Genomic DNA, 26,235 nt, shown 5'->3' with positions numbered 1-26,235 from the left:
AAGGTCTAACTATATCAGCAGGGGGTGGGACTATACTTCTCAGTAATCAGTTTAATCAATGGGGTGTTGACAACATCTATTTTGATGATGGGACCGTTTGGGATAGAGCGACTATTGAAGCTATGGCAGATGGAGGGAGCATTAGTGGTCGTAGTGTTATGTCATTCGATGTAGCTGAAGAATTCAATACTCAAATAGATATTTTTGCAAACTCGCAACAAGTAGAGCTGCCTAACATTTACGATCTATTTGATCTGAGCAGCAATGAATTAGCGTTTGAAAGCGCTGATGTAGTGGGTGCAGATATAGCTAATTATACTAATACGTCAGTCCCTAGTGGAGACTCTGAGCCATCGACAGTAGTAGACCTCACTATAGGCCAATTGCCAGCGATTAATGATAATATGCAGACAGAAGTGATGTTCCATATAATGTAGGACTCTGTCGTATACAGTAATCAATATTGAAAAGCGGGCGATGACTATTCATCGCCCGCTTTTATTTTCTTTTCAGTATTGTAGTGAGACAGGGTAACCCCTTTGAACCGCTGTGCTTGCTCGTACACGTAATCATATTGATACTATTGAACATCTTTTAATAGCACTTAATTAGATATTGTAGTCGCTAGTTTATTGCGAGTCAGTTTTGATACTAGGCTCTTTGAGCCAATTCTGTAGCGTAGCCTTACTAATGTCATAAAATATACAAGCTTACCTGCTACTCATACCTCGTTGCTCTATACTTTTAATCACTTAAGCACGAACCTTTGCTGAATAAGTCATAATCTTTTTACTTGTTCACTATTTTAAAACTACGGTACTAATTCTATAAAAAATGTTTCATATCAATTACTTAGCGGTTAATGATAATGCAAATAACCGCTGCCACTATTGTGTGTAATACCCATTACCATGAGACCAATGACCTAGGATAACGTGCAGCTGTGAACTATTAAAAACATAAGCTAAATTATGATTGATGAAAGGGTTGGACGGTGATATGGTCCGAGCTTATATCTTTCTATTCTTAAGGGAGTTACTTATGAAAATTTGGTCAGCTTTTATTGTTTCTATGTTAATGATGTCACCAGTTGTACAAGCGAATGCCCAGAACTATCCTTGTTCTAAGAGTATGGGTGGGGTATCGCACTGCAAAAATGGTAAATTTGTTTGCAATAATGGTAAGATTAGTCAGTCTAAAAAAGTGTGCAGTTAATAAAAATCAATAAAATTGTTTTTTCTAAAGGGTGTAGCTGTTAATAAGTTATAAATGACTTTGCCACTCAACCGTTAAAATTTATATAACTTAGCAGTTTGTATTTAACTTTTATTTTTTATCCTCTATAACAGCTATTAGCAATCCGGTCATTCAATTGATCGGATTTTTATAAGTAAATTTTCTGTAGGTATTTATATTGATCTACTTAAAAAGCATTTAATAGTAAAACCAAAGCTGCTAAACCGCATATTTCTTCGCTCCGATCACGCATATTATAGCGCCCAAAGTACTCACTAACATGCCAACGCTGACAGTCTCATGCAGTAATAGTGCGGCTAAAGTCAGACCCATAAAAGGTTGTAACAGCTGTAGTTGACCGACCGCCGCAATACCGCCCAAGGCTAAGCCTCGATACCAAAAAACAAAGCCGATAAACATACTAAATATCGAAACATACATTAGGCCAGCCCAAGCAGTAACGCTGACTTCTGCTAAAGAGTCAGGCCAAGTTAAGTAGATAATAGGGAGCATAATAGGTAACGATAAAACCAAGGCCCAGCTAATCACTTGCCAGCCACCAAGTGTTCTGGATAGACGTGCGCCTTCAGCATAACCTAAGCCGCAGACTATCACAGCGCCTAGCATCAGTAAGCCTCCTAACAACGAGCTATGAGCTCTACTTATTGCCGCATAACCTGCTATAAATGAGCTACCTAATAATGCAAATAGCCAAAATAATAATGGGGGACGTTCACCGCCACGCCAAACTGCAAATATAGCTGTAAACAGCGGCAAAACTCCTAAGAATAAGATAGCGTGTGCTGAGGTAACGTACTGCAATGCTAAGGCGCTGAGTAAGGGGAAGCCGATGACTACGCCAAAAGTAACGATAGCTAAGCTAGGGAGATCAGCTTTAGTAGGCATAGGCTGTTTGAGTAGTAGCAAAACTGCGCCACCGAGTAAGGCGGCAATAGCGGCTCTGGCGCTCGTAAGAAATGCAGGGTCGAGGCCCATGACCGCTAAGCGGGTTGCTGGTAGAGAGCCGGCAAAAATAACTACCCCAATAAAGCCACTAAGCCAGCCTTGAGCGCTGTTTTTCATTATAAATATCATCCTGTATTTGATTTTGGGTTTGAGCTTGAGTCTAAGAGGATGATTAAAACAAAAGCGGGGTAGGTTATCTATATACAATCCAGTACAATTAAGCAGAACTGTTTGGTATGTTTAACCCATACAGGGCGGTTTTAAAGCTGATTTTTATATTATTTTTAGCACCAGTCTACGACAGGCAACAAAGATGATGACAAGCTTATAAGCTAAAAGGTAGCGGCTATTAAGATGAGTAAAATATGAAAGCTGAGTTAACAAGAATCGAAATCGTGATGGCTGAAGTCAAAGAAAAAATAGCCACAGTGATCTATATGCCGGGTACACGCCTGCCCTCTGTGCGTGCCGCTGCTAAGACTAATGGCTTCTCAGCTTCGACAGTAGTAGAAGCTTATGAGCGTCTGCAAACGCAAGGGATAATATATTCGCGTCCTGGCGCTGGTTTTTATGTCGCTGACTCTATAGCGCCTTTGTCGCTAGCGGATATCGGACCTAATCTTGATCGGGCGGTAGATCCATTATGGATATCACGGCAGGCGCTTGAACCTGCTGACGATATCTTAAAGCCAGGCTGTGGTTGGTTACCGCCGGACTGGTTATATGAGCAAGGTATGCGTCGTGGATTAAAGACTGTAGCGCGAGCTGATGCTAAGGTAATGAGCGAGTATGCCACGCCTTTAGGTTTATTGGAGTTACGTCAATTACTGACTAGACGTATGGCGGGCCTAGGTATCGAGGCAGAGCCTGCGCAAGTGATATTGACCGATTCTGGTACGCAAGCGATAGACTTAATCTTTCGCTTCTTATTAACGCTAGGTGATACGGTAGTCGTTGATGATCCTTGTTACTTTAACTTTCATGCGCTACTTAAAGCCCATCGGGTAAAGGTAGTCGGGGTGCCATACACAGCGACTGGCCCAGACGTAACTGCCTTTGCGGCGATATTAGCAGAGCATAAACCACGGCTATATATAACTAACGCAGCTATTCATAATCCTACAGGGGCGACTTTATCACCAGCCACTGCTTACCAAGTTTTACAACTAGCGCAAGCAGCAGGTCTATACCTCGTTGAAGATGATATCTTTGCCGATTTTGAGACCACACCAGCGCCACGATTGGCAGCATTGGATGGTTTATCACAAGTGTTCTATATCGGCAGCTTCTCTAAAACTTTATCGGCGTCATTGCGCTGTGGCTATATTGCAGCACCGAAAGAGTGGGTCGAGAGCTTATTGGATCTAAAGATAGCTACTGGCTTTGGTGGTAGTCAGTTAGCAGCGGCGGTCGTACTGTCAGCTTTGACTGATAGTGGCTATCGTAAGCATATGAATACGGTTCATACCCGCTTAGCGAAAGCTCGTGCGCAGACAGTGCCAAGACTGGCCAAATTGGGTATCGTGCCTTGGTTGATACCGCAGGCAGGTATGTTCTTATGGTGTCAATTACCGGATGATAACAGTGCGGCTGAATTGGCAACTCACTGCTTAGTGCAAGGGGTAGTATTAGCGCCGGGCAATGCTTTTAGCCAAGCACAGAATGCGCAGAATTTTATGCGGTTCAATGTGGCGCAAGCGTCTGATGCGAGAATTTATGAAGTGTTGGCTGGGGCTTTGAATTGAATTCAGTTGGCTTGACAATTGACATAGGGATGGCAATACTCTATGCCTGCTGAAACGGCAGAGAAGCTTAGTTATCTTTGAGCAAACCAACAAAGAGTAGTCCAATAACAACTTAGTTCACTGAATAATTAAGGCTTTTTAGGCATATTTATAAGCTAGTAGCGATAATCATGGCTAGCGTTTTTGTTTTACCTAATATATAAAGGACAAAATAATGAAAAATCAATTAACTGACTTTGATAGACAGATGATAACAAGATCTGTTGAGCTTGCTATTGAAAACGTAGATAAAGGCGGCGAACCTTTTGGCGCTGTTCTGACCAAAGGCGAAGAAGTTATCACAGAAGCGGTCAATGAGGCCTATATCGATTATGATCCTACGGCACATGCAGAAATGCAAGCCATTCGTCAGGCTGGCAAAGCGTTGAACTTAGCTCAAGATTCTGGGTTTACTATGTATGCAAGTGGTAAGCCTTGCGCTATGTGTATGGCCGCTATGCTGAATGTAAAGATAGCACGGATAGTGTTTGCAGCAGATGATGATCTTGGTGATGCTTATGGATGGGGAACCAAGACTTTATATGATAAACTCAAAAAAGACTTTGGTCAGCAAGGTATCGAAGTCGTATATTGCCCAGATGCAAAAAGTAGAGAAGCCTTTGAGGCATATGATAAGAAAAATAAAGCATAAATAGCAGATCGCTAAATAAAAAAGCAAGCCAATAACTCAAAGTTACTGGCTTGCTTTTTGGCTGTCTCATCTTAGAATGAGTTGACATAAATAGGATTAAAACTTACCGACCAAACCAAAGGTTATCTTCAAGTCCACCGCTCTCATTAGGGGTGGTGATATGACGCGCAGCTTTTGCAAATATATCATGTGAAGCTTTCGAAAACGTTTGCCATTCCGCCCATCGTTTCAATACATATACTGTTTTTGGCACATGCTCATCTAGACTGTCAGTAGTTGATTGCAAGATTTGTAGCCACCACGTCTTTAGTTCTTCATTTAATTGATAACCGCTAGTCTTTCCCTTTTTTTTACGAGCATTCCATTGTTCCAACATTATAATAGCATCTATCACGCTAGGACTGCCTTGAACAATAACGACGGCTACTAGCGCTCGAAACCAATATCCCAAAGCATTACGCTGTGCATGGTCATCGAGATGTGGTAGCACGCACAATACTGCATGTAGGCTGGTTAATCCATGCACGATAAAGAACTCATTATCGCTAGCGTACACCGCAGCCGCTGCAATAACTGTTAGCAATTCAATAGAAGCCGTTAAATCTTCACCAATCTTAGGTAACCTTAGTGTCACCATCTTGTTAAGAAACTGTGCCATAGGCTCATCAGGGTTATCAAAAGTAATCAATCGCTGCTGAAATTTTCCTCTATTTAACTTTTTATAATCTTCAGTCTTACTCAATATATAAGCTTGTTTCGTCAGCTTAGCAGTTCTATCATCGGTTAGAATTTGCTTAAGTGCTTCGAGTATATTTGGCGCATCAGGTGACCATAGCTGACAAGGTTGATAGTTACTATGATTTGCGCCAGTTGCTAATGGCTGAAAGGCTGTGGCCATATAAGCTAGTCCTTCGGCGGCCATATCATTAGACTCTACATCGATTGCCCAGCCTGTATGAATGACTGGATGTAGCGCTGCTCCTGCTAGGCCTTCAGACAATGTAGGGTAGTAGCGTTTAAGACAAGCGCTTAAGCCTAGCTCTACTATTTTTGCATCAAAAAAGTCTCGATACGACTCAAAGCCAATACGGGTGGATTGCAAGTTATTGAGCCAGTTGACGTCTGTTATTTGTGTATAGTCTATCGGGTTATTACGAGGAGCCTCTAGCATTGCCAGCTCTCTTGCAGAGTTAACAGGGGTGTTGTCGCTAGAGTTATTAGTCGCTTTATTAGTATAAACCTCTTCCCACCACTGCATCTTCTCATAGTCAGCGCCAGCAGCGTCTAAGGCTATCCAATTATGAGTGAGATGATTAGATAGATAACCTCCATATTCAATGTGCCAGTTTCGACCACGCTTAAGCCAGACATGTAAATGTTCAGAATAATGGGGCGTTGAATAAAAGGCCATAGGAATTCCTATTTGTTGATAAGTCGATAGCACTAGCCGAGTAAATGAATTCATAAACAGTTATGCAAACTTAAGATATATCCTAATAGGGAATAGCTTATTAAATCAGCAATCAGCAATCAGCAATCAGCAATCATCTACAAGATATAGCCTAACCATAGTAAATCTCCTGCATAAAAAAAGCCAGCAACGTAAAGTTACTGGCTCTTTTTTAGACTTAAACTAGCTATGCTAAAGATTACTCTTCAGAATAGTCTTCGCTTTCGTCTGCTGCATCTTCTTCTAGATCTTCGTCATCGCCATCTTCAGATAGGATAGTAACTAAGATAGTAGCAGTAACGTCATGATGTAGTTGAATATCAACACTATATTCACCCACTTGACGTAAAGTACCTTCTGGAAGTTTGATTTCAGCACGGTCAACTTCTAGGCCAGAGTTGGTTAACGCTTCAGCGATATCGCGAGTACCGATAGAGCCAAATAGTTTACCTTCGTCGCCTGATTTTGCACGCATGATAACATTAACATCAGTCAAGGCATCAGCACGTTCTTGAGCTACGCTGACTTCTTGTGCTTCTTCAGCTTCAAGCTCAGCACGACGTGCTTCGAACTTTTCAATGTTAACTTTAGTCGCAGGCAAAGCTTTGCCATGAGGGATAAGAAAGTTACGTCCGTAACCTGGTTTTACATCGACAGTTTCACCGAGTCTACCAAGGTTGACGATACGCTGTAACAAAATAATTTGCATGAGTCATTCCTAGTTAACGGTTAACCCTGATGGTTATCAGTGTATGGTAATAGAGACAGATAGCGAGCCTGCTTGATAGCAGTAGCTAGCTGACGCTGATATTTAGTAGAAGTACCAGTAATACGACTTGGTACGATTTTGCCATTGTCACTGATATACTGTTTTAGCAATTCAACATCTTTATAATCGATGTGAGTGATGCCTTCAGCAGTGAAACGGCAGAATTTGCGACGGCGATAGAAACGTGCCATGAGTATTCTCCTTTAATTAGTCATCACTGTTGTTGTCGTTGTCGTCATTATCATCACGATCTGGACGACGAGTAGTAGCTTTGCGTGCGCGTTTTTCATCGGCATTCTTGGCTAACTGCGACTCTTCAGTGACAGCTTCGTCACGGCGCATAACTAGACTACGAATGATCGCGTCGTTATAACGGAACAATTCTTCAAGTTCAGCTAAAGTATCACCGTCAGTTTCGATATTGAAAAGGACATAATGAGCTTTGTGAATCTTGTTGATTGGGTAAGCCAGTTGACGACGGCCCCAATCTTCTAAACGATGGATAACGCCATTGTTGTCTTGAACCAACTTGATATAGCGTTCAACCATGCCGACCACTTGGTCGCTTTGGTCTGGGTGTACAATTAACACCACTTCGTAATGTCGCATTTGGACTCCTTACGGATTAGTAGCTATCAACCCTATGTTAATAGCAAGGAGATTTATAAAGTAAACCTAATATCAAAAAAATCAGCTAAAAAAACGAAAATCAGCTAAAAAAAATAACAAATAAGCTTAGTATATAAAGCGCCGTATTATAACAGTAACTGGCTATTAATACAAAGTTTAATAAGCGGCTACTGTTAAATATATATGAATATTATTTATTCAAGATAGTAGGGCTAGAAGCAAACTAAGCCACTGACCATAAAAAAGCAACGACTAAGCGCTGCTTTTTACTATCTCTTAGACTATGAAAGCTCTTGAGCTATAAACTCTTTGAAGCTATCACTTAGGGTGTTTAACTAACTGGCTACTATCAGCTTTAACTACTAAGGTTTTGGCTAGTTTATCATGCCAACCGATATTCTCTGGGCTTCTTGAGGCCATGTAGTAATGAATAGCAATAACCACAAATCCTAAAAAACTAGTAAAAGAAAATAACAAGTTATAAATAATAAACAGCATCAAAGTGCGAGTACCGATGAGTTTAATAAAAGAAGGCAAGCGGTGTGTGGTCTGATCCACTACTCGAATACCAGTAATAACCTTACCTAATGACTGACCCCGTAAAGTAATAAATATCAGCTGTAGAGCGAACAAGCCGAATACTAATACTTGCGACATCATCAAAGTCCCACTAGGAATAGCTTCCATTAGGGTCAAAGAATACTGATAAGCGGCGTCCATATTTTGGATGTTTTGAAACTTAGTATAGTCAACATCCATCTTACTCAAGGCCAATACTAAGGGAAATATAGCCAACAGATACATCAAAGCATTTATCGCTGTGGCCAATATTCGCGACATAATAGGCGCTAGTATGACATCACCGACTACCACGTCTTTCGTTGTAGCATTTTTGCCAGCGTTAGGCTTTTTCAATGACATATTACCAGAAGCATGCTGGCGATTGCTGGTCATATCTACTTTAGTATTCGGCTTTGACTCAGGCTTACCATAGAGTCTATCTATGGATATTTTTTTGCCATCCTGGCTCTTTGAGGGAGCCTTAGTTTCAGAGTCTTCCGGAAATATAGTGACATTATTAATAATAGAATCATTGGCAACGACTGTACTAGTGGACGTAATATTAGTAGGGCGATAGATCTGTTGATTGCCCGTTAAATCACCAATACGCTGCCACTTATCTAAGCCTTCATGCCATACCAAATCATCAAGCGTTACCTCACCAGAGGTCAGCATGATATTGAGCTGATCTAAGTTATAAGGACCGGCTTGGACATTATTTCGAGCAAGGAAAATCTGCATAATTGCCTGTATAGTTAGTCATATCTTATTTTATTATATTAGGGCGTATTTACTATTCACAAGTAAAATGATGATATCACTATAACTGAATACTAAATACGGCTTAGGGTTTGTTTGCTAAGGCATCAAAACTACCGATGCTTAGCAAACAAACCCTAATGGCTCAGTATCATACTTTGACGCTTTTAGCCGATTACTTTGCTTCTTCACCTGCTAAGAAGAACCAAGTATCTAGTACTGAGTCGGGGTTCAACGACACCGAGCTAATACCTTGCTCCATCAACCAGTAAGCTAAGTCTGGATGATCAGATGGACCTTGACCACAGATACCGATATATTTGCCTTGCTTACGACAAGCAGCAATCGCCATCGCCAATAATTTTTTGACTGCAGGATCACGCTCATCAAACAGATGCGAAATAATACCTGAATCGCGATCTAGACCCAAAGTTAACTGGGTTAAATCGTTTGAGCCGATAGAGAAGCCATCGAAGTGCTCTAGGAACTCTTCTGCTAATAAACAGTTGGTTGGTAGCTCACACATCATGATGACGCGCAGACCGTTTTCACCACGTTTAAGACCATTTTTCTCAAGTAACTCGATGACTTGCTTAGCTTCACCAACCGTACGTACGAATGGAATCATGATTTCGACGTTAGTCAGACCCATCTCATCACGTACGCGCTTAAGTGCTTTACACTCAAGCTCAAAACAATCACGGAAGTTGTCAGAGACGTAGCGGCTAGCACCACGGAAACCGAGCATTGGATTTTCTTCAGACGGCTCGTATAATTTACCACCTAGTAGGTTAGCATATTCGTTCGATTTAAAGTCTGACATGCGGACGATAACCGGCTGATCCATAAAGGCTACTGCTAAAGTGGCGATACCTTCAACCAATTTATCAACATAAAAGTCAATCGGTGAGGCATAACCAGCGATGCGCTCATTGATCGCTTGCGCCACTTCACGTGGTAAGCTATTCATATTGAGTAAGGCTTTTGGATGAACGCCAATCATGCGGTTAATAATGAACTCTAAACGTGCAAGGCCAATACCTTCATTAGGCATTTGGGTAAATGAGAAGGCACGATCCGGATTACCAACGTTCATCATGATTTTAAAAGCTAGATCTGGCATAGATTCGATAGAGTTAGTCTGAATTTCAAAAGCAATCTGACTCTCGTAGATAAAGCCAGTATCACCTTCAGCACAAGAGACAGTAACGTCTTGACCGTCAACTAGCAATTCAGTGGCATTACCACAACCAACGATAGCTGGCACGCCAAGCTCACGAGCAATAATAGCGGCGTGACAAGTACGACCACCACGGTTAGTGATGATAGCTGATGCGCGCTTCATTACTGGTTCCCAATCCGGATCAGTCATATCAGAAACTAAAACATCACCATCTTGAACTTTATCCATTTCGCTAATATCACTAACGATACGCACTTTGCCAGCACCGATACGTTGACCGATTGAACGACCTTCACAAAGTACTTTAGCATTGGTAGTGTTAATGACATAACGTTCCATAACGTTGCTATCTTGGCGGCTTTTGACAGTTTCGGGACGGGCTTGAACGATAAAGATTTCACCAGTATCGCCATCTTTTGCCCACTCAATATCCATCGCTTGACCGTAATGTTTCTCAATGGTCATCGCTTGCTTAGCAAGTGAGGTCAGCTCTTCAGTAGATAGAGAGAACTGCATACGTTCTTGTTTTTCAACATCTACAATTTTCACCGATTTAGCAGTGCTGCCTTCTTCGCCATAGATCATTTTTTTATGTTTGCTACCTAAGTTACGGCGAATAACGGCTGGCTTACCATTGGTTAGCAATTTTTTAGAAAGATAGAATTCATCAGGGTTGACTGCGCCTTGCACAACCATTTCACCTAAACCGTAGCTTGATGTGATAAACACCACTTGATCAAAGCCACTCTCAGTATCTAGAGTGAACATAACGCCAGCAGCACCCGTTTCTGAGCGTACCATACGCTGAATACCAGCAGATAGGGCAACGCCTTCGTGCTCAAAGCCTTTATGAACACGATAAGAGATAGCACGGTCATTATATAGTGATGAAAACACTTCTTTGATAGCAATAAGGACGTTATCAATACCACGAATGTTTAAGTAAGTCTCTTGTTGACCAGCAAACGAAGCATCTGGCAAATCTTCAGCAGTGGCAGAAGAACGTACGGCAACGGCGATATCTTGACCATTGCTCATTTCTTCGAACGATTGACGCACTTGTTGCTCAAGGTCACTTGGTAATTGCTGGTCGATAATCCAACCGCGGATTTTTTTACCAGTAGCGGCCAGCTTATTAACGTCATTAACATCTAAGTCTCTAAGCTCGCTGTTAATTTTTTCCAACAGACCCGTTTCAGTCAGGAAACGATTAAAGGCATCGGCAGTTGTCGCAAAGCCACCGGGGACACTTACGCCTAAATCTGATAAGTGACTAATCATCTCGCCAAGCGAAGAGTTCTTGCCACCCACCGTGTCAACGTCGTGTTTTCCTAGCTGATCTAGGTTGACTACAAGTGCTGAAGATTGCTCTGCCATGATAACTCCAGAAAATAAGGTTATTTAGTAAGGATTATAAGGGTGTGATTATACCGCTATATTTCGGTAATTTCGAGGGGTGAAAGCAAAAAACCCTTCAAAATGCTGAAATTTTTACGTTTTTTAGGTAAATTATGGTTCAGTGATTTGTTTTTCGTTAAAGTTATATGATAACGATGAGTATTAATTGATACTAGCTGGTTAGAGACAAGCGCTTATCGGCTAGCTAAAAAAGGTTAGCACGACAGTCGATTTATTAACAATATTTTGTTAGGGTTGATGCAAGGGTGTTGAACCTTTGCAAGCAGACATTGCTAAATCAGTAAATCAGTGTTTTAGGCTAGAGGCAAATCTAAGATAATGCCGATGCCTATAATACTGATGCTTAGAGTATCGATGCTTAGTTAGAATATCGATGCCTAGATAGTATAAGACCGTGCCAGAAATGCGCTCAATTAAGCTCAGTGTTTTGCCAGTTATAGCAACTTTGATTCCTATTGGGTCGCTATTACGGGTATAATGTACAGCATAAAATATCAAGCGCGCGTCGACAGCTGCGCCGAACAATAATTCAGCGATGGCTCAGTGATTATCCATTAATGGCGAGTCAATTTTTGGTTGGTTAAATAAAGTCTATTATTGAGGTCCTTTAGTTATGTATTCTAATAGTCCATCTGAACAGGACATGCCCACTATCCAAAATCGACATGCTTTGAGGTTAGATAACTCACAAACCATAAGAAGCGCGTTTTTTATCTCTGATGGTACCGCTATCACTGCTGAGACGCTTGGACGTTCTATTTTGAGTCAGTTTGCTTCGGTGCCTTTTGAGACTCGAGTATTGCCTTATGTTGATAGCTTAGAGCGTGCTGAGGATGCCGTACAGCAGATCAATATAGCCTATCAGCGTGATGGTCTATTACCATTAGTATTCGATACTATTGTCAATCCTGAGATTCGTGAAAAGGTCAATTCGGCGCAGGGCTGTAATCTAGATATGTATGAAGGCTTAATTGGTCGTATTGCTGAGGAGATTGCTGTCGAGCCTGATGGCCATACAGGTAACGCTCACGATAATGTTGATTCTGAAAACTATAAAGACCGTATTGATGCGGTACATTTCGCTTTAGATAATGATGATGGTGCGCGTACGCGTCATTATAGTATGGCTGATATTATTCTTATTGGTGTTTCTCGTTCGGGTAAAACGCCCACTTCCTTATATTTAGCATTACAGTTTGGTATTCGTGCAGCCAACTATCCACTGACCGAAGATGATTTGTATGATAATCAGCTGCCAAAATCTTTACGAGAGCATAAGGATAAGCTATTTGGTCTCATTATCAATACCGACCGTTTAGTAAAAATTCGTCAGGAGCGCCGTGCCGGTAGTCGCTATTCTAGCTATCAGCAGGTTCAGCAAGAGCAGCGTGCCATACAAGGTATATATATATCGCAAGGCATTCCAAGCCTTGATGTCTCAGAGATGTCGGTAGAAGAGATTGCTACTCGAATCTTGCAAATGACCGGTCTTAAACGCCGAATTGGGTAAGTTAGAATACTTGCTCAATATTAGCTTACAGTAAGTTAGGTTTTTCAAACCTAACTTTCATACCTAGTTTTTAACTACGGTTTTTAGCTAAAGCTCTTAAATACAGCCCTTAAATACGGCTTTTCAAAACCGCTCTCAGCTCTTAAATACAGCTTACCAAAAACAACTTTTAAGCAAGGTTTTAACTCACAAAAATGAGGCTTAATAGATAAAAGGGTAAGCTAAGCTGATAATACAGCTCAATGATACACCACTACTAATAAATCGCTATTAGCAATCTTATAGCTCATATTTTATTTTAAAAATTAAAGCGTAGAAATAGCAGTGTAGCTGCTACTTAAATGAACGAATGAATAAAGAGGACGAAATGGTAAGCAAACGCAAAGATGATGCCACTAATAACACTGGCAAAGATACGCAAACCGAAGTTTCTAATAACAACAACGGCAATGCGCCGATTACTATGCCTGAAAAAACCAAAGGCATGGATAAACAAGAAAAAATCGAACAAACTCATGAGCAAGTCACTGATGACATCATGCATCATCCTGATCTAGTCAGTCCGCTAGATGACACACGAGTCTATGTTAAATCAGGCTTTGGTAAAGATGCTGAGCGCTTAAAAAAAGATAAGCACGAGTATACTTACGACGTACTAATATTAGGAGCAGGTCCTGCAGGTGAAGCGGCTGCTATGAAGCTTACTAAATCGGGAAAAAAAGTCGCTGTCATTGATCCCCGTGATCAAGTTGGCGGTAACTGTACTCATGTTGGTACTATACCAAGTAAGTCACTACGCCAATCGGTGTTTAACCTGATTAACTTTCGTCGTGATCCGATGTTCACTAAGACTTTGGATTACCACCGAGTACCCCTAAATAAAGTACTAGCTAATGCTCGTCAGGTTATTCGTCGCCAAGTCACTACTCACACCCGCTTTTATGAGCGTAATCAAGTAGAAGTTATTCACGGCTGGGCCAGCTTCGTTGATGCGCATACCGTAAAAGTTGAGACCGAAGAAAGCGTCTTTGAGACCATCACTTTTAACAAAGCTATTATTACTGTCGGTAGTCGTCCTTATCGTCCTGACCTATTAGATTTTAATCATCCACGGGTCTTTGACTCAGATAAAATACTACAAATGGATTATGTGATCAGAAAAATCATAATCTATGGTGCAGGCGTTATTGGCTGTGAGTATGCTTCTATTTTTACTGGTCTTGGCTGCAAAGTGGACTTGATCAATAATACTGACCAACTGCTTAGCTATTTGGATAGTGAGATCAGCGATGCGCTTGCCCATGACTTTAGACAATTTGGGGTAGTCATTCGTAACAATGAAGAGATCGATCATCTAGAAACTCATGATGATTATGTTATTCTGCACCTAAAGAGCGGTAAAAAAATTAAGTCCGATGCTATTCTTTGGTGTAATGGGCGTTCAGGAAATACTGAAGGGTTGAATGTAGAAGCGCTTGGTCTTAAACCTAATAGCCGTGGACAATTAAAAGTCGATGATACTTATTGTACCGATGTAGATAATATCTATGCTGCTGGTGATGTCATTGGATGGCCATCTCTAGCCTCAGCGGCTTATGATCAAGGTCGTTGTGCAGCTGCATTTATGGTCGGTGATAGTGACGCAGAGCCAGTCTCTAGTGTACCAACTGGTATTTATACTATTCCTGAGATATCCAGTATCGGTAAAACTGAGCAAGAACTTACTGATGACAAGATTCCTTACGAAGTAGGACAGGCATTCTTTAAAGACTTGGCACGTGCTCAAATCATTGGTGAGCGTACTGGAGTATTGAAAATCTTATTCCATCGTGAGACGCTAGAGCTATTGGGTATTCATTGCTATGGTAACCATGCCTCAGAGATTATTCATATTGGTCAAGCGGTGATGAAGTGTAATGCTACGCTTGAGTATTTTGTCAATACTACCTTTAACTATCCAACGATGGCAGAAGCTTATCGGGTAGCAGCATTGAATGGTCTTAACCGCGTGTTTTAACCCTTAAAAAAGCCAATTTGATAGCAATAAAAAAGCGTCTGTATATTTTACAGGCGCTTTTTTTGCTTCGTGGTTAGGGTTTTTGTAGGATGGATTGAGTCATTCAAAAAGACAGGCTTTATACAAAATACAAATTTATCCGATAAGTAGCGTGAGTGCTAACCTACGGATATTAAGATCATTTACTGTTTTCACAGTTAGGCTGAGTACGCCAGCGAAAGATAAGTAAGAGGATAAAGTAAAAACTCCACAATCCTGCCAGCGCATAAAATCCGCTAGCTACTTGGGCAACGCTAGCACCCATTTGATTCATTTGCACTGACATATTTAACCCAGGAGTAGTAGGTACTAGCCAGCGTATGATCTGTAATACTTCAGGCAGCTGATTGGCAGGCCATGGATAGCCGCTAACAAAGAATATCGGTAGCGAGCTGAAGACTAATATCTGCAAACTACGTTCACGCTGGCGAAACCATAAGCCAAGTACGCAGCCAAGCGTAGCGACCGTTGGGCAAAAAATCGTCAAGAATAACAAGCTACCCAGTATATTCTGGCCGCGCGAATAATGATGCAGCTCAAACGCCCAGCCATAATAAAAGCAGCCTACAACGAAGCTGAGCATACTCAGCGCCATAATACGACCCAGCCAGCCGCGCACGCTAGTAGCATGACGACGCTGCTCATACCAAGTACCAACTAACATAGCTGTCGCCATCAGTAAGGTCTGCTGGAGGATCAATATAGCCACTGCTGGCACTACATAAGCGCCATATCCTTCGGTTTGATTATACAGCGGGATAATCTGTAGCGGCACCGCTTGAGTCTTACTGGCTGCTGTTGCTAGATAAGCGCCTTGGGCGACATTTTTTTTGACTTCGATACCAGCTGATACGGTACTTACCGCTTTTAAAAATCCTAACTGTACGTTCTTATTTAAAATAAAATAGCCGCCATTACCTAAGACGCTGACACTAGCGGCTTTACCTGACAACACTTGCCGCTCAAGACCGCTTGGAATAATCATATAGCCAGCGATATCATTAGACCAAATAGCCTCTTTAGCCTGTTGCTCATTAATAAAGCCTTGAGTATCTAACTGCGGACTGGCATTAGCATAGCGCACGATAGTACGAGATAGCTGACTGTTATCGTTATCGATAATGCCGACTGGCACATGGTTGACTACCTCACTGGAGTAGGGCCATGGATAAAAGAAACCGTAAATAACAGGGGCGATAAGCAGCATCAGCACCACACCGCTGTCCTTAAAAACATCTTTAAAGGTTTGCAAAAAGCTCGTCCAAAAAGTAGTTGGCGAGGAGACTTTATTCAGATTTTTAGCGTTTTTAGTATTGTTAGAGGCTGACATTAGCGTGCCCCCCAGCGTTGAGGATTTGCCAATGCACGTTTGCTAAGTAATGCGGTCAGCAACATAGCAATGATAGTGGCTAGCGCTAACCCATAAACGATAGACAATGAAACGGCGAGTGGGGCGTGCATTTGTAATTGTGCTATATGTAATTTGAGATAATAGGTTAAAGGTAGCATATCTGACCAATGCTTAGCGCTATCACTAATAGCAATATAAGGAAAAGTAACACCAGCAAAAGCATAGGAAGGGGCAGAAATAAAGCCAGTAGCCGATAAGCCTGCACGCAGTGAGAAAGAGGCTAAAGTAAAGATAGCCCCTAGCCAAAGCGAAAGCATCATTAATAATACTAAGCCAATATAAGTCGCTAGTAAGGAGCTAAGTGCAGTAGGATATTGCGGGGTGGCTAACCAAATTGCTAGGAGCGCCCAGAGACTATAAGCCAGAGCTGGCCAACAGTACTTACCGGCTAAACCTGCTAGCAATACTGAGATACTGACTGATTTTGTCACAGCTGCTATTGGCGCCGTTAGGTTAGTAAGGGCCGACTGGTCTTTTATATTATTGCCATTGCTCACTGAACTGCTTGTTAAATGGTCATTTGCTGAGTTTTCAGCGCTTAAAATACTATCTGTAGCTAAGCTCAATTTAGAAGATCGACCCTCTATAAAGCGATACCAACGGCCCAGTTGCTTATCACGTAGCTCGCGACCAATAGTCGTTGCACCAATCACCATAGCCAAAATATGCAATAACGCTGGAATAACCGTTGAGGCCAAAAACTGTTGATAGTTAGTCGCCGCATTGAAAAGGCTAGTACGTTGGATATTAATAGGTGAGTAGGCGATAGCGGCTTGCGCAGGAGAGATACCCTGTTTGACTAAGCGCTGAATCTCGACGCCTGCGGACAAAGTACCGGCTACTGACTGTACGCTTTTTTGAATAATACCCGAATGGGTACCGTATTGAGCATTAACTTGTAAGATGATAGGTGACGGCTTACCAGATAAAATATTACGCGAGAAGTTCTCTGGAATAATAACTAGTGCATAGACATCACACTGCAAAACCCCATCCTTGGCCGCAGCTGGCGAGTTATAGAAGTTAGCGATGGTAATGTCAGGACTAGCTTCTAAGTAGCGCACTAGCGTATTAGCCATAGGGCTTTGATCTTGGTCAATCACCCCAATAGGCAAGTCACTGATTTGAGTCTGCGAAAATATCCACCAAATCAGCAACACAGTTGCCAAAGGAATCCACAGCACCATTGCCAAATCCCATGGGTTCTTGGCTAAGAATCGCCGCTCATAAGCAGCACTACGCACAAAAGCTTGAGTCAAACGCATCATTTACTCTGGGGTCTGCTTGCTAGTCGATGGACTGGCCGCTTGCGGAGTAATACGTACGATAACACTCATACCTGAGCGAATACGCGAGTCTGGGGTTGTTGGTCGTGCTTTGACCTCAAAGGTGCGTACATCAAAGCCATCGTCATTATTGGTTGGTCGCCAAGTAGCAAAGTCAGATAAAGTAGAGGTTGCATAGACGGTAAATTGCTTAGTATAAGGGCGCTCAGTAGAGGACAGAGCAGGAATAGTGCCAGTGAATTGCTGACCAATGGCGAATTGATTAAGATAAGTCTCAGTAACGTTTAACACTACCCACTGTTTATTAGTATCGACTAAGGTTAGTAAAGGTACGCCTTGACCTATAACCTCGCCAGGACTGACAATCACACTATCTACAATGCCAGCAATCGGACTTTTTAAGTTGGCTTCTTGCTTAGCGACTAAGGCTTCTTCTAACTTAGCATCCACTTGCGCCACTTGCGCTGTAGCAGCAGACTTATCTTCACTACGCGCCCCTTCCATCGCTATATCATACTGCAAGCGGGCCGCTTCCGTTTGTGCTTGGGTGGCTTGGTACTGGGCAAATGATTCATCACGTTTCTGCCGTGCCATTAGCCCCTCCTCATACAGGCGACTTATACGTTGATAAGTGTTTTCTGCCAAATCAGAGGCAGCTTTGTTGGCTTGCCATGCCGCTTTAGCTTGCGCAATCTCTTGCGGGCGTGCGCCATTTTCTGCTTTATCCAGTTGACTTTGTGCCAACTCCTTGCCGGCCTGCGCTTGATTAATCTTGGCATTAATCTCTGGCGAATCCATCTCGATGAGTTGCTGACCTACCTCCACCTTATCGCCTTCGGTAACTAATATCTGTGCAATGCGGCCGGGTACTTTTGCGGCAATAGAAGTTTGCTGCATCTGCATTTGCCCTTGCAGAGTAATCACTTCTGGTTCTTTACTTTGGTTGCTTTTGAACAGTCCGTATGCGATCACGCCTAGTACTATTATAGCTAATAGTGCCAAGATAGTTTTTTTGACTAACGAGGGTTTTTTAGCCTGTCCCTTACTACGGTCATAGGCAGGCACTGTTTGCTCCGTACTATTAGGATCAGAGGTGCTAACCGTTGGTTCGTTATCAACGATGTCTGCGTCATTTAAGTGGTCAGATTCATCATGAGATTCAGGCATAATAGCGAACTTCCTAGAGCAGTAAAGTGGATAATAAAAGGGTTGTTACAAAAGATGAATAATTGTTTTATAGATAATGATTGCGCTATAAATAATAGTGCTAAGTTTTTCTAACAGCCTAGTATCCCCAGACAGTAAGTATGACTTTTTATAGTAGCTTTTCATGGCCTAATCAAGCATCTAGTACGGGCTCTAAGGGTAGACTCGAAAAGCATGGGGTCTAGCGTTTTCGGCAATCTCAAAGTTAAAAACAGCCCCAAGTGCCACGATAAATGCTGAGTAATATAACCACATCATTATTACTACCGCAGCTGACAGCGCACCAAACTCGGCACTATAATTATTAAAGTTTTGTACATAGATTGAAAATAGGCCAGATAGTAGTATCCAAAGAACAGTCGCTAACAGAGAACCTGGTACTAGTTGGCTTAACTTTACGGTTTCACGGTTTGGCGCAAAGCGATAAAGGCCCAAAAAGCTAAAGAATATGATAATAGTCAAGATCGGCCATCTGCTCCAAAGCGCGATAGTCTTTACCAATGGTCCAAAAGGAAAATAACCAGCTATTAATGGCAGCGCAGCGATAGAGGACAGCGCTATAATAAATACTACGAGCGCTGCAAAGGTCAGACCGATCGCTCTAATAAGACTTTGCAGAAAGTTGCGCTCTTCGCCAATATGAAAAGCAAGATTGATTAGAATGATTAAGTTCTTGATACCACGAGAGCCTGCATAAAGAGCTAACGAGGTTGAGACCACTAGGCTAAAGGTAAGCCGGGTAGTGGTGTTAGAGATAAGCTGACTCAAACGCGCATCAAGTACTTCATATACCGTGGTAGGTATAAAAGGCCGCAAAAATGAAATTTGTTCCTGCATTTCGACAGGCGAAAAAGCTAGGCCATAAATCAGCACAAATACGGCCATTACCGGAAAAATAGACAAAAAGCCAAAAAATCCTACACTGGCGCAATGTGCCCAGACGTTAGAGTTACTAGTATTGCGCCATGCCTGCAGAAGCATTTGCATCCATTTTGATATTTGGGGGTGTTTCATAGTCATAGTGTTGGCAACGCGGTAAAGTTATCAGGGATGATGATAAAGTTTTTAGAGCTCATCTTCTTAGCCTTCTAATATTCGATATAAGGGATAAGGTTACAAAAGTTTGGCAGTGCATTATAAGGTGCTGACTATAAGTTTGCTACAGGCCATATTATTGGCTATACAAAGCCGGTAGGCGAATATCAGCAGCATTCACATAAGCGTTAAATGCCAAAGGAGTACCGCAGCTTTGCATTAACGCGGCTAACCCTTGTACATAGTCATTTGCTGCTTGTGCTTGCTCAGTACGAGCTTTAAGTGACTTGGTTTGGGCTTGCACCACATCGACAGTAGTATTAATCCCTTCTTGTAGACCCAAGCGCCGTAAACGCAATACTTCAGCCGCTAAGTCAACATTGCTCTGTAGCGCTTGATAACGTGATTGCGCATTATTAACATCGTGCCAGTTTTTTTCGACTAGTAATAACAAATTATCACTAACTTCGATCTCTGATAAGTCCGCTTGACGTATCTTCGCGTTACTAGAGGCTAAGGTTGCGGTTTTATCCAGCCCACCCCAAAGCTTCCAGCTGGCTGAAATCCCAGTAACCCAGCTCGGGTCTCTTTCTAATTGACCATAGCCATACAGCAGCACGGTCGGCTTATATCCAGTATCGGATAAGGCATGGAGTTGCTGGGCCTGCGCACGTTTGGCCGCAACTTTTTGTAATCCTGGGTGATTGGTTAGGGCTAACTCCTGAAAGTAGCTGACATCAGGCAGTGGTTTGCTAGATACGAATAGCGGAGTAGTCGGCTTAATGCGGTAATTGGTACGTAGTAAACGCTGTAAAGCGATCATCGCCAAACGGGCATCATTATTGGCATTGATAGCCTCGCTTTTAGCGTCAGCAAGTGCTGATTGTGCCTCTAAGCGCTCCACACGTGATATAAAGCCTTCTTCAAACAAACTCTGAGCCATATGATCAGTCTGCTGCAAAGTACCGTAAGCATCTTCACGTAAATAGGCGGCAATGATAGCTAGCTGCGCCTTAAAGTAGCGCTCAATTAAAGTATTATAAAGCTGATTCTTATCTAAGATACTATCAGCAACCGCCTCTTGAGTGCGGGCATCTGATATTCCCACTAGCGCTTCTGTGCGCCCAGCGGTATAGACTGGCCAAGCTACGCCAACTCCTGCCCCTGTACGTGTTCCTGAGCGTTTGAATTCAAAAGAGTCTGGTAGACGATCGCCAACCAGTTCACCGAAGTTTGGCAGTTGGGGTAAATTGGGAATAGGGGGAATAATCTCACCAATATTGCCCCCTGCATTATTGACGCCATTAATGATGCCGTTCTTAATATCGGAGAGGTCTACATCTCCTTGTAGAGTATAAGCACTGGCTGAAACTTGCGCAAAAACAAAAGGTTTGTCAATAGTGCTAAGCGCATCCGTTTGATAGTTGCTGGCAGCAATGGCGGCTGCGTTAGCAGCAATTTTTGGGGAGACTTGCAGCAGAACTGCTTGGGCTTGCTCTAGACTTAACAAGCTAGAAACTTCCAAGGGATAGCTGTTTTCAATATACTTATCAGTGATAGGGTCTCTTAAAGTCGCCAGCGTACTAGTCGGCGCAACGTCTGCCTTATTAAGAAGCCGTGTATTATTGGCAGCACTCGGTAGTCTGTCAGCATGGCTATCATAATCACTGTCAGTAATTTGAGTAGTTGCCACTGGCATTACCCCGTCTTGTACGTCGTTATCATAGCTACTAGTACTGATACTAGGAAGCGCTCCGACAGAGCTACTAGCTGATGTTTGACTTGACGTTCCTGCTAGCACAATCAGCGCTATAGCAGCAGGGAGTGCAGATAAAGCAAGTTTCATAGTATGAGAAGCCGATAATTAAAAAGCGTAGGTGAATAACCAAGCGTACACTGTAGTGCGACAATCGTGACGGGTCAATGCTCATTAGTTTCTATTTACGCATTGAATAAAAATATCGATTGTGTTAGCTCAATAGTTGCAGCCTTAATAATAGCATTATTATTAACTAAGCCATAAAAATTTATTAGTAGCTTAGCATTGGGTTTTGCTACAGTGGCAGGCATAGCCAGTAATTGCTTTTAATGTACTCAGCGCTATTAATAATAGATAAAAAAATGAGGAGAAAATAATGGCAGGCTATATATTAGCATTGGATCAAGGCACTACTTCCAGCAGAGCTATCTTGTACGACGATCAAGCACGACCTATTAAAATAGTACAGAAGCCTACCAGCCTACAGACGCCAAAGGCCGGTTATGTCGAACAAGATGCTAGTCAAGTTTGGCAGACTCAAATTAGCTGTGCTCATGATGTGATTAACCAAGCGGGACTGCTAGCAACTGATGTGACAAGTATTGCTATTACCAACCAGCGTGAGTCTATCGTTATTTGGGATAAAAAAACGGGTAATGCTTTGGCACCAGCGATTATTTGGCAAGATAGGCGCAGCGCAGATTATTGCCAAAAATTGGCTGACCCTAGTGCTTACAAGGGTAATGCTGACTTGGAAAATCAAGTGCAGCGTATTACTGGATTACGTTTAGATCCTTACTTTAGCGCTAGTAAGATTGCGTGGCTGTTGGAGCGTAATCCGAAGATTAGGGCGCTAGTCAACAGCGATCAAATCGGGCAGGTTGCTGTAGGCACTATAGACAGCTGGTTGATTTATCAGCTAACAGGCGGTGAGCATGTTATAGATGTTACTAATGCTTCGCGCACTTTGTTATATGATATTCATAAGTTAGCTTGGTCAGATGAGTTGTGCACTGTTTTTAATATTCCGCAGTCCATACTTCCTAAAGTATTACCTTCCGATGGCGACTTTGGTAAAACGAAAAAAGGATTGTTTGCCAAACAAATTCCTATTCAAGCGGTACTTGGGGATCAGCAGGCAGCCTTATTTGGTCAAGGCTGTCTAGAGGCTGGCATGGCAAAGAACACTTATGGTACGGGTTGTTTTATGCTGATGAATATTGGCAATACTGCCAAAATTAGCGAGCATCGACTGTTGACTACGGTCGCTTGGCAACGAAAAACCAGCGCAAGCAAAGCAGACAGCTCATCTATTGGTCAGATTATGCACTCAGGTAAGCGCTTGCTACAAGCTTCAAATTTTAAGCCGGAGCGTGAAGTCACTTATGCCTTAGAAGGCAGCGTGTTTATGGCAGGAGCAATCGTCCAGTGGTTGAGAGATAACTTAGGCATGATTGAACAAAGTTGCGATGTCGAAACCTTAGCCCAGCAAGTACAGAGTAGTGAAGAGGTGGTATTGCTACCAGCCTTTACTGGTCTAGGAGCTCCCTATTGGCGCTCTGATATTAGCGCCAGTATTAGTGGGATGAATCGTGGCACTACTAAAGCTCATATTGCTCGCGCTGCACTTGAATCAATAGCTTATCAGACTTACGATGTACTAATAGCTATGCAAAAAGACAGTCCGCATCCCCTAACTGAGCTACGGGTCGATGGCGGTGCTGCTAATAATGATCTGCTGATGCAATTTCAAGCTGACTTACTAGGCGTGCCAGTACTGCGGCCACAAGATACTGAGATTACCGCTAAAGGAGTAGCTTTACTGGCAGGGCTAAAAACCGGCTTATATGATCAATCGACGATGTCGTCGTCTTGGAAGGTAGAGCGGATTTTTGAGCCAAACATGGCTAAAGATAAGCGAGATACTCATCTGGAGAAATGGCAGCGAGCGCTTAGAAAAGCCATGATGGACTAAGATGACAAGTAGCTCTAAGTAACGCCTTTTACTTTAACTGCTAACTAGTTATGCAACTTTGTCATAAGTACACAAGCTGTAACGCAAGATAATCGAGATGCTGACATAGATTACATAATCAATCTAGCAGTCGATATTATAATATCCCTATACTAATAAGGGTAATCAAGCATAAGCTGTAATAAGTAAAGCGTCTAAAAAATATAAAGATTATTGATTTACGCTTGATGAGTTCGTTTTTAATTAGCCTGTTTTGATAGGGCTTCAATTTTGTATAAATCAATAAATAATAAAGGGATACTATTATGAAAGACAATGACAATATCATAGATAACACTAGCCATAGAGTTGATGCTAATGGCCGTGTCATCACTGAAACTGATCATGTACTCACTAGCGATAATATGGAAGTCGCTGACAAAGAGCGCATTATTGATGATAATGCCCGTAGGATGGCAGACCCAGAAGTGGTCGATAGAAGAGTAGTCACTAACGACCCTAGCAATATTGATCGTAGTGAAGTAAAGCACATGTCAAAAGAAACTAGAAAAGATTTGAATGCCGACATTATCACTGGTGAGCCAGGTTCACATCCAGTAGGGACTACTGTAGGTGGCGTAGGTGGTGCGATAGCAGGAGCCGCTATTGGTTCTATGGCTGGTCCATTGGGAACCTTAATTGGAGGTGCTATTGGTGCGGTTGCTGGTGGTACTGCAGGTCATGCCTCAGCAGAGGCTATTGATCCGACCCGTGAAGAAGCTTACTGGCGCGCTGAGCATGCCAATGTAGGTTATTATAAAGACGGTTATGAATTTGACCGTGATATGCATCCGGCCTATGCAGTAGGTTATGCTAACCGTGCTCGCTATCCTGCTGATGCAAATTTTGATGATCATGAAGCAGATTTAAGACGTTCATGGGAAGAAGTCAAAGGGGAGTCACGTATGGAATGGAACGATGCACGCATGGCTTCACGTGATGCTTGGAATCGGGCAAGATAGTTGAGTAGCAAAACTAATACTCGTCGATAATTTATATTATTTATATATATTGGTAATAAGTGCTGAGTTAGATAAAAATAAGCAAGTAAATATTGTAGAATCTTAATTTTTTGTAAATTACTGAGACTAAATGTAGCCAATTAAGTGCGTAGATAATATAAGAATATTAGTTATGCTATGTTAAGGCCTCTAGGGAGAACTCTAGGGGCTTTTTTTATAGCTGTTGAAAATTATCAGCTCAGTAATCCCTAATTTCTTAGCACAGCAAAAACTATAATATAAATTAGCTACCTAGCCCTCAGTTAAAATTGGGCATGTTCATTGTTTGTTTAGATAGCTATTACTAGACGTGGTTTAGCGAGTCACATTACTAGTTTACTATTTAATCAGTTATAGACAATTTTTTATTACCAGCAGCGCCTTCTTGAGAATGTTCAACAAGCCCTAGAATAACTAATAATAAGACAACCAATAATAAGAGGTAATATATGACTCGTTATAAGAATTTAGAGGGCAATAAACAGTTCTATATTGCTACTGCTAACTTGCTCAATCTTGCTAATCCTAAGCGTATCTTTTATGAAAATGCACCTGCTTATGACCAGCAGACTTACCAGCACAAGATAACCGGTATTACTGAGCTATTGTCTAAGGCTCATGCTGACATTATTGCGGTACAAGAGGTTTGGGACAGTAAAGCAATCGAAGAGATCGCCCTGAATTTAGGTTTTAGCCCTGAACAAGTAGTTATTCCGCTAGCGAGTAATGATAGTGCAAGTTTACACACTAAGGGTCATGGCGCTCAAGGCACTCCAGCGGTAGGAATTATAACTCACTTCGATCAGCTAGAGAGCCAGTTACTCGAAGACGTAGTTACTGAGGCGGTGATAGATATTCCTGATATTGGACCTTATACTCGCTTTAAGCGCCCGCCATTGTTACTACGAGTCGATGCTTATGGCCAGCCTATTACTATCATTACCGCGCATCTCAAAAGCAAACGGGCATTCTTTTTGCGAGATGACAATGGACAGTTGCTCGAAGATATGGATGATCCTAATATCAGAGTCCGTGCTAAGCTTCGCAGTTTATGCATGCGCGCGGCAGAAGCTGCATCGATTAGAATGACAATTATTGAGCGCCTACTGCATACTCGTGAGCCGTTAATTTTGCTGGGTGATATGAATGATGTCACAGGGAGCGTAACTACCCAATTAATGGCTGAAACAGGAGAGGTAAACTATGATAAAAGTATGCGTGATGTCGCACTATTCGATGCAGCACGTATTCAGTCTCGTTACGGTTGGATGAAAGACGTGGCTTATACCCACATCTATCAAGGAATACCAGAAGTTATCGATCAGCTATTCGTTTCAGAAGAGTTCTTAGCTGATAGTAAATTCACTATTGGAAACATTGAGAGAGTAGATTATTTCAATGATCATCTCAAATGGGATTATCCAGATAGGGTTATCGATCACGGTATCGTACGAGCAAAAATAAGATTGGAATAGGCATCAAAGACATGATTAATCGGTACATTATCTGGTAACTTATTCATGCCCCTTGCTTGCCAATGTACAAGGG

At 42.1% G+C, this 26,235-nt stretch carries 21 protein-coding genes; 9 read left to right on the top strand and 12 right to left on the bottom strand.

What is annotated here, in order from left to right; translation table 11 throughout:
- Both KPY62_RS02965 and KPY62_RS02960 read left to right on the top strand, forming a co-directional pair.
- Window positions 1-437: calcium-binding protein (locus KPY62_RS02965; protein WP_216580748.1), on the top strand; the 437-nt coding region annotated here is incomplete at its 5' end.
- A 604-nt stretch (window positions 438-1,041) separates the two neighbouring features.
- The gene (locus KPY62_RS02960; RefSeq protein WP_216580747.1) at window positions 1,042-1,215 is read left to right on the top strand and encodes a hypothetical protein; all 174 of its coding nucleotides are present in this window, start codon (window positions 1,042-1,044) and stop codon (window positions 1,213-1,215) included.
- A 240-nt stretch (window positions 1,216-1,455) separates the two neighbouring features.
- On the opposite strand, the gene KPY62_RS02955 is transcribed toward KPY62_RS02960, so the two are convergent.
- Complete coding sequence (locus tag KPY62_RS02955) at window positions 1,456-2,319, bottom strand: DMT family transporter (RefSeq protein ID WP_216580746.1); 864 nt, start codon at window positions 2,317-2,319, stop codon at window positions 1,456-1,458.
- Between the two features lie 248 nt (window positions 2,320-2,567).
- Here KPY62_RS02955 and KPY62_RS02950 point away from each other — a divergent pair, with 248 nt between their 5' ends.
- Window positions 2,568-3,947: a PLP-dependent aminotransferase family protein gene (locus KPY62_RS02950; protein ID WP_216580745.1), complete on the top strand. Its 1,380-nt coding sequence runs from the start codon at window positions 2,568-2,570 to the stop codon at window positions 3,945-3,947.
- 214 nt (window positions 3,948-4,161) lie between these two features.
- A complete protein-coding gene (locus tag KPY62_RS02945; protein WP_216580744.1) occupies window positions 4,162-4,638 on the top strand; it encodes a nucleoside deaminase in 477 nt (158 codons plus the stop codon).
- A 103-nt stretch (window positions 4,639-4,741) separates the two neighbouring features.
- Here KPY62_RS02945 and KPY62_RS02940 read toward each other — a convergent pair whose 3' ends face one another.
- The 6 genes from KPY62_RS02940 to ppsA form a co-directional block, all read right to left on the bottom strand.
- Complete coding sequence (locus tag KPY62_RS02940; protein WP_216580743.1) at window positions 4,742-6,103, bottom strand: questin oxidase family protein; 1,362 nt, start codon at window positions 6,101-6,103, stop codon at window positions 4,742-4,744.
- A gap of 184 nt (window positions 6,104-6,287) precedes the next feature.
- Window positions 6,288-6,797: a 50S ribosomal protein L9 gene (rplI, locus tag KPY62_RS02935; protein WP_216580742.1), complete on the bottom strand. Its 510-nt coding sequence runs from the start codon at window positions 6,795-6,797 to the stop codon at window positions 6,288-6,290.
- 20 nt (window positions 6,798-6,817) lie between these two features.
- Complete coding sequence (gene rpsR / locus KPY62_RS02930; RefSeq protein WP_010198808.1) at window positions 6,818-7,048, bottom strand: 30S ribosomal protein S18; 231 nt, start codon at window positions 7,046-7,048, stop codon at window positions 6,818-6,820.
- A gap of 16 nt (window positions 7,049-7,064) precedes the next feature.
- Window positions 7,065-7,466 carry a 30S ribosomal protein S6 gene (rpsF, locus tag KPY62_RS02925; protein ID WP_201622258.1) on the bottom strand — a complete coding sequence of 134 codons (402 nt, stop codon included), beginning with the start codon at window positions 7,464-7,466 and terminating at the stop codon, window positions 7,065-7,067.
- 339 nt (window positions 7,467-7,805) lie between these two features.
- Window positions 7,806-8,789, bottom strand: coding sequence for an RDD family protein (locus KPY62_RS02920; protein ID WP_228730546.1), 984 nt, complete (start codon window positions 8,787-8,789; stop codon window positions 7,806-7,808).
- A gap of 193 nt (window positions 8,790-8,982) precedes the next feature.
- A complete protein-coding gene (gene ppsA / locus KPY62_RS02915) occupies window positions 8,983-11,367 on the bottom strand; it encodes a phosphoenolpyruvate synthase (RefSeq protein ID WP_216580741.1) in 2,385 nt (794 codons plus the stop codon).
- 685 nt (window positions 11,368-12,052) lie between these two features.
- On the opposite strand from ppsA, the gene KPY62_RS02910 reads away from it, so the two are divergent.
- Window positions 12,053-12,919, top strand: a complete 867-nt coding sequence (locus KPY62_RS02910) for a pyruvate, water dikinase regulatory protein (RefSeq protein ID WP_228730719.1) — start codon at window positions 12,053-12,055, stop codon at window positions 12,917-12,919.
- A gap of 367 nt (window positions 12,920-13,286) precedes the next feature.
- Window positions 13,287-14,936 (top strand): Si-specific NAD(P)(+) transhydrogenase, encoded by a 1,650-nt coding sequence (sthA, locus tag KPY62_RS02905; RefSeq protein ID WP_228730545.1) that lies wholly within the window; start codon window positions 13,287-13,289, stop codon window positions 14,934-14,936.
- A 178-nt stretch (window positions 14,937-15,114) separates the two neighbouring features.
- Here the strand turns inward: sthA and KPY62_RS02900 are convergent, their stop codons facing one another.
- From KPY62_RS02900 to KPY62_RS02880, 5 genes are all read right to left on the bottom strand, one after another.
- Entirely contained in the window at window positions 15,115-16,305 is a 1,191-nt protein-coding gene (locus tag KPY62_RS02900) for an ABC transporter permease (RefSeq protein WP_216580739.1), read from the bottom strand.
- Complete coding sequence (locus tag KPY62_RS02895; RefSeq protein WP_216583084.1) at window positions 16,305-17,651, bottom strand: ABC transporter permease; 1,347 nt, start codon at window positions 17,649-17,651, stop codon at window positions 16,305-16,307. Before KPY62_RS02895 ends, KPY62_RS02900 begins: the two co-directional genes overlap by 1 nt.
- 3 nt (window positions 17,652-17,654) lie before the next feature.
- Window positions 17,655-18,839 carry an HlyD family secretion protein gene (locus tag KPY62_RS02890; RefSeq protein ID WP_216580738.1) on the bottom strand — a complete coding sequence of 395 codons (1,185 nt, stop codon included), beginning with the start codon at window positions 18,837-18,839 and terminating at the stop codon, window positions 17,655-17,657.
- Window positions 18,840-19,031: 192 nt separating this feature from the next.
- A complete protein-coding gene (locus KPY62_RS02885; protein ID WP_216580737.1) occupies window positions 19,032-19,898 on the bottom strand; it encodes a YihY/virulence factor BrkB family protein in 867 nt (288 codons plus the stop codon).
- 151 nt (window positions 19,899-20,049) lie between these two features.
- Window positions 20,050-21,759 carry a TolC family protein gene (locus KPY62_RS02880; protein ID WP_216580736.1) on the bottom strand — a complete coding sequence of 570 codons (1,710 nt, stop codon included), beginning with the start codon at window positions 21,757-21,759 and terminating at the stop codon, window positions 20,050-20,052.
- 289 nt (window positions 21,760-22,048) lie between these two features.
- Here KPY62_RS02880 and glpK point away from each other — a divergent pair, with 289 nt between their 5' ends.
- The 3 genes from glpK to KPY62_RS02865 all read left to right on the top strand — a co-directional run bounded on the left by glpK (window position 22,049) and on the right by KPY62_RS02865 (window position 26,162).
- Entirely contained in the window at window positions 22,049-23,647 is a 1,599-nt protein-coding gene (gene glpK / locus KPY62_RS02875; RefSeq protein ID WP_216580735.1) for a glycerol kinase GlpK, read from the top strand.
- A gap of 452 nt (window positions 23,648-24,099) precedes the next feature.
- A complete protein-coding gene (locus KPY62_RS02870; RefSeq protein WP_216583082.1) occupies window positions 24,100-24,648 on the top strand; it encodes a hypothetical protein in 549 nt (182 codons plus the stop codon).
- Window positions 24,649-25,136: 488 nt separating this feature from the next.
- Window positions 25,137-26,162, top strand: a complete 1,026-nt coding sequence (locus KPY62_RS02865) for an endonuclease/exonuclease/phosphatase family protein (protein WP_216580734.1) — start codon at window positions 25,137-25,139, stop codon at window positions 26,160-26,162.
- Window positions 26,163-26,235: the final 73 nt, after the last annotated feature.

The sequence above is a fragment of the Psychrobacter sp. TAE2020 genome (genome assembly GCF_018919485.1).
Classification (GTDB): domain Bacteria; phylum Pseudomonadota; class Gammaproteobacteria; order Pseudomonadales; family Moraxellaceae; genus Psychrobacter.
This window is presented reverse-complemented; position numbering and strand designations above follow the sequence as displayed.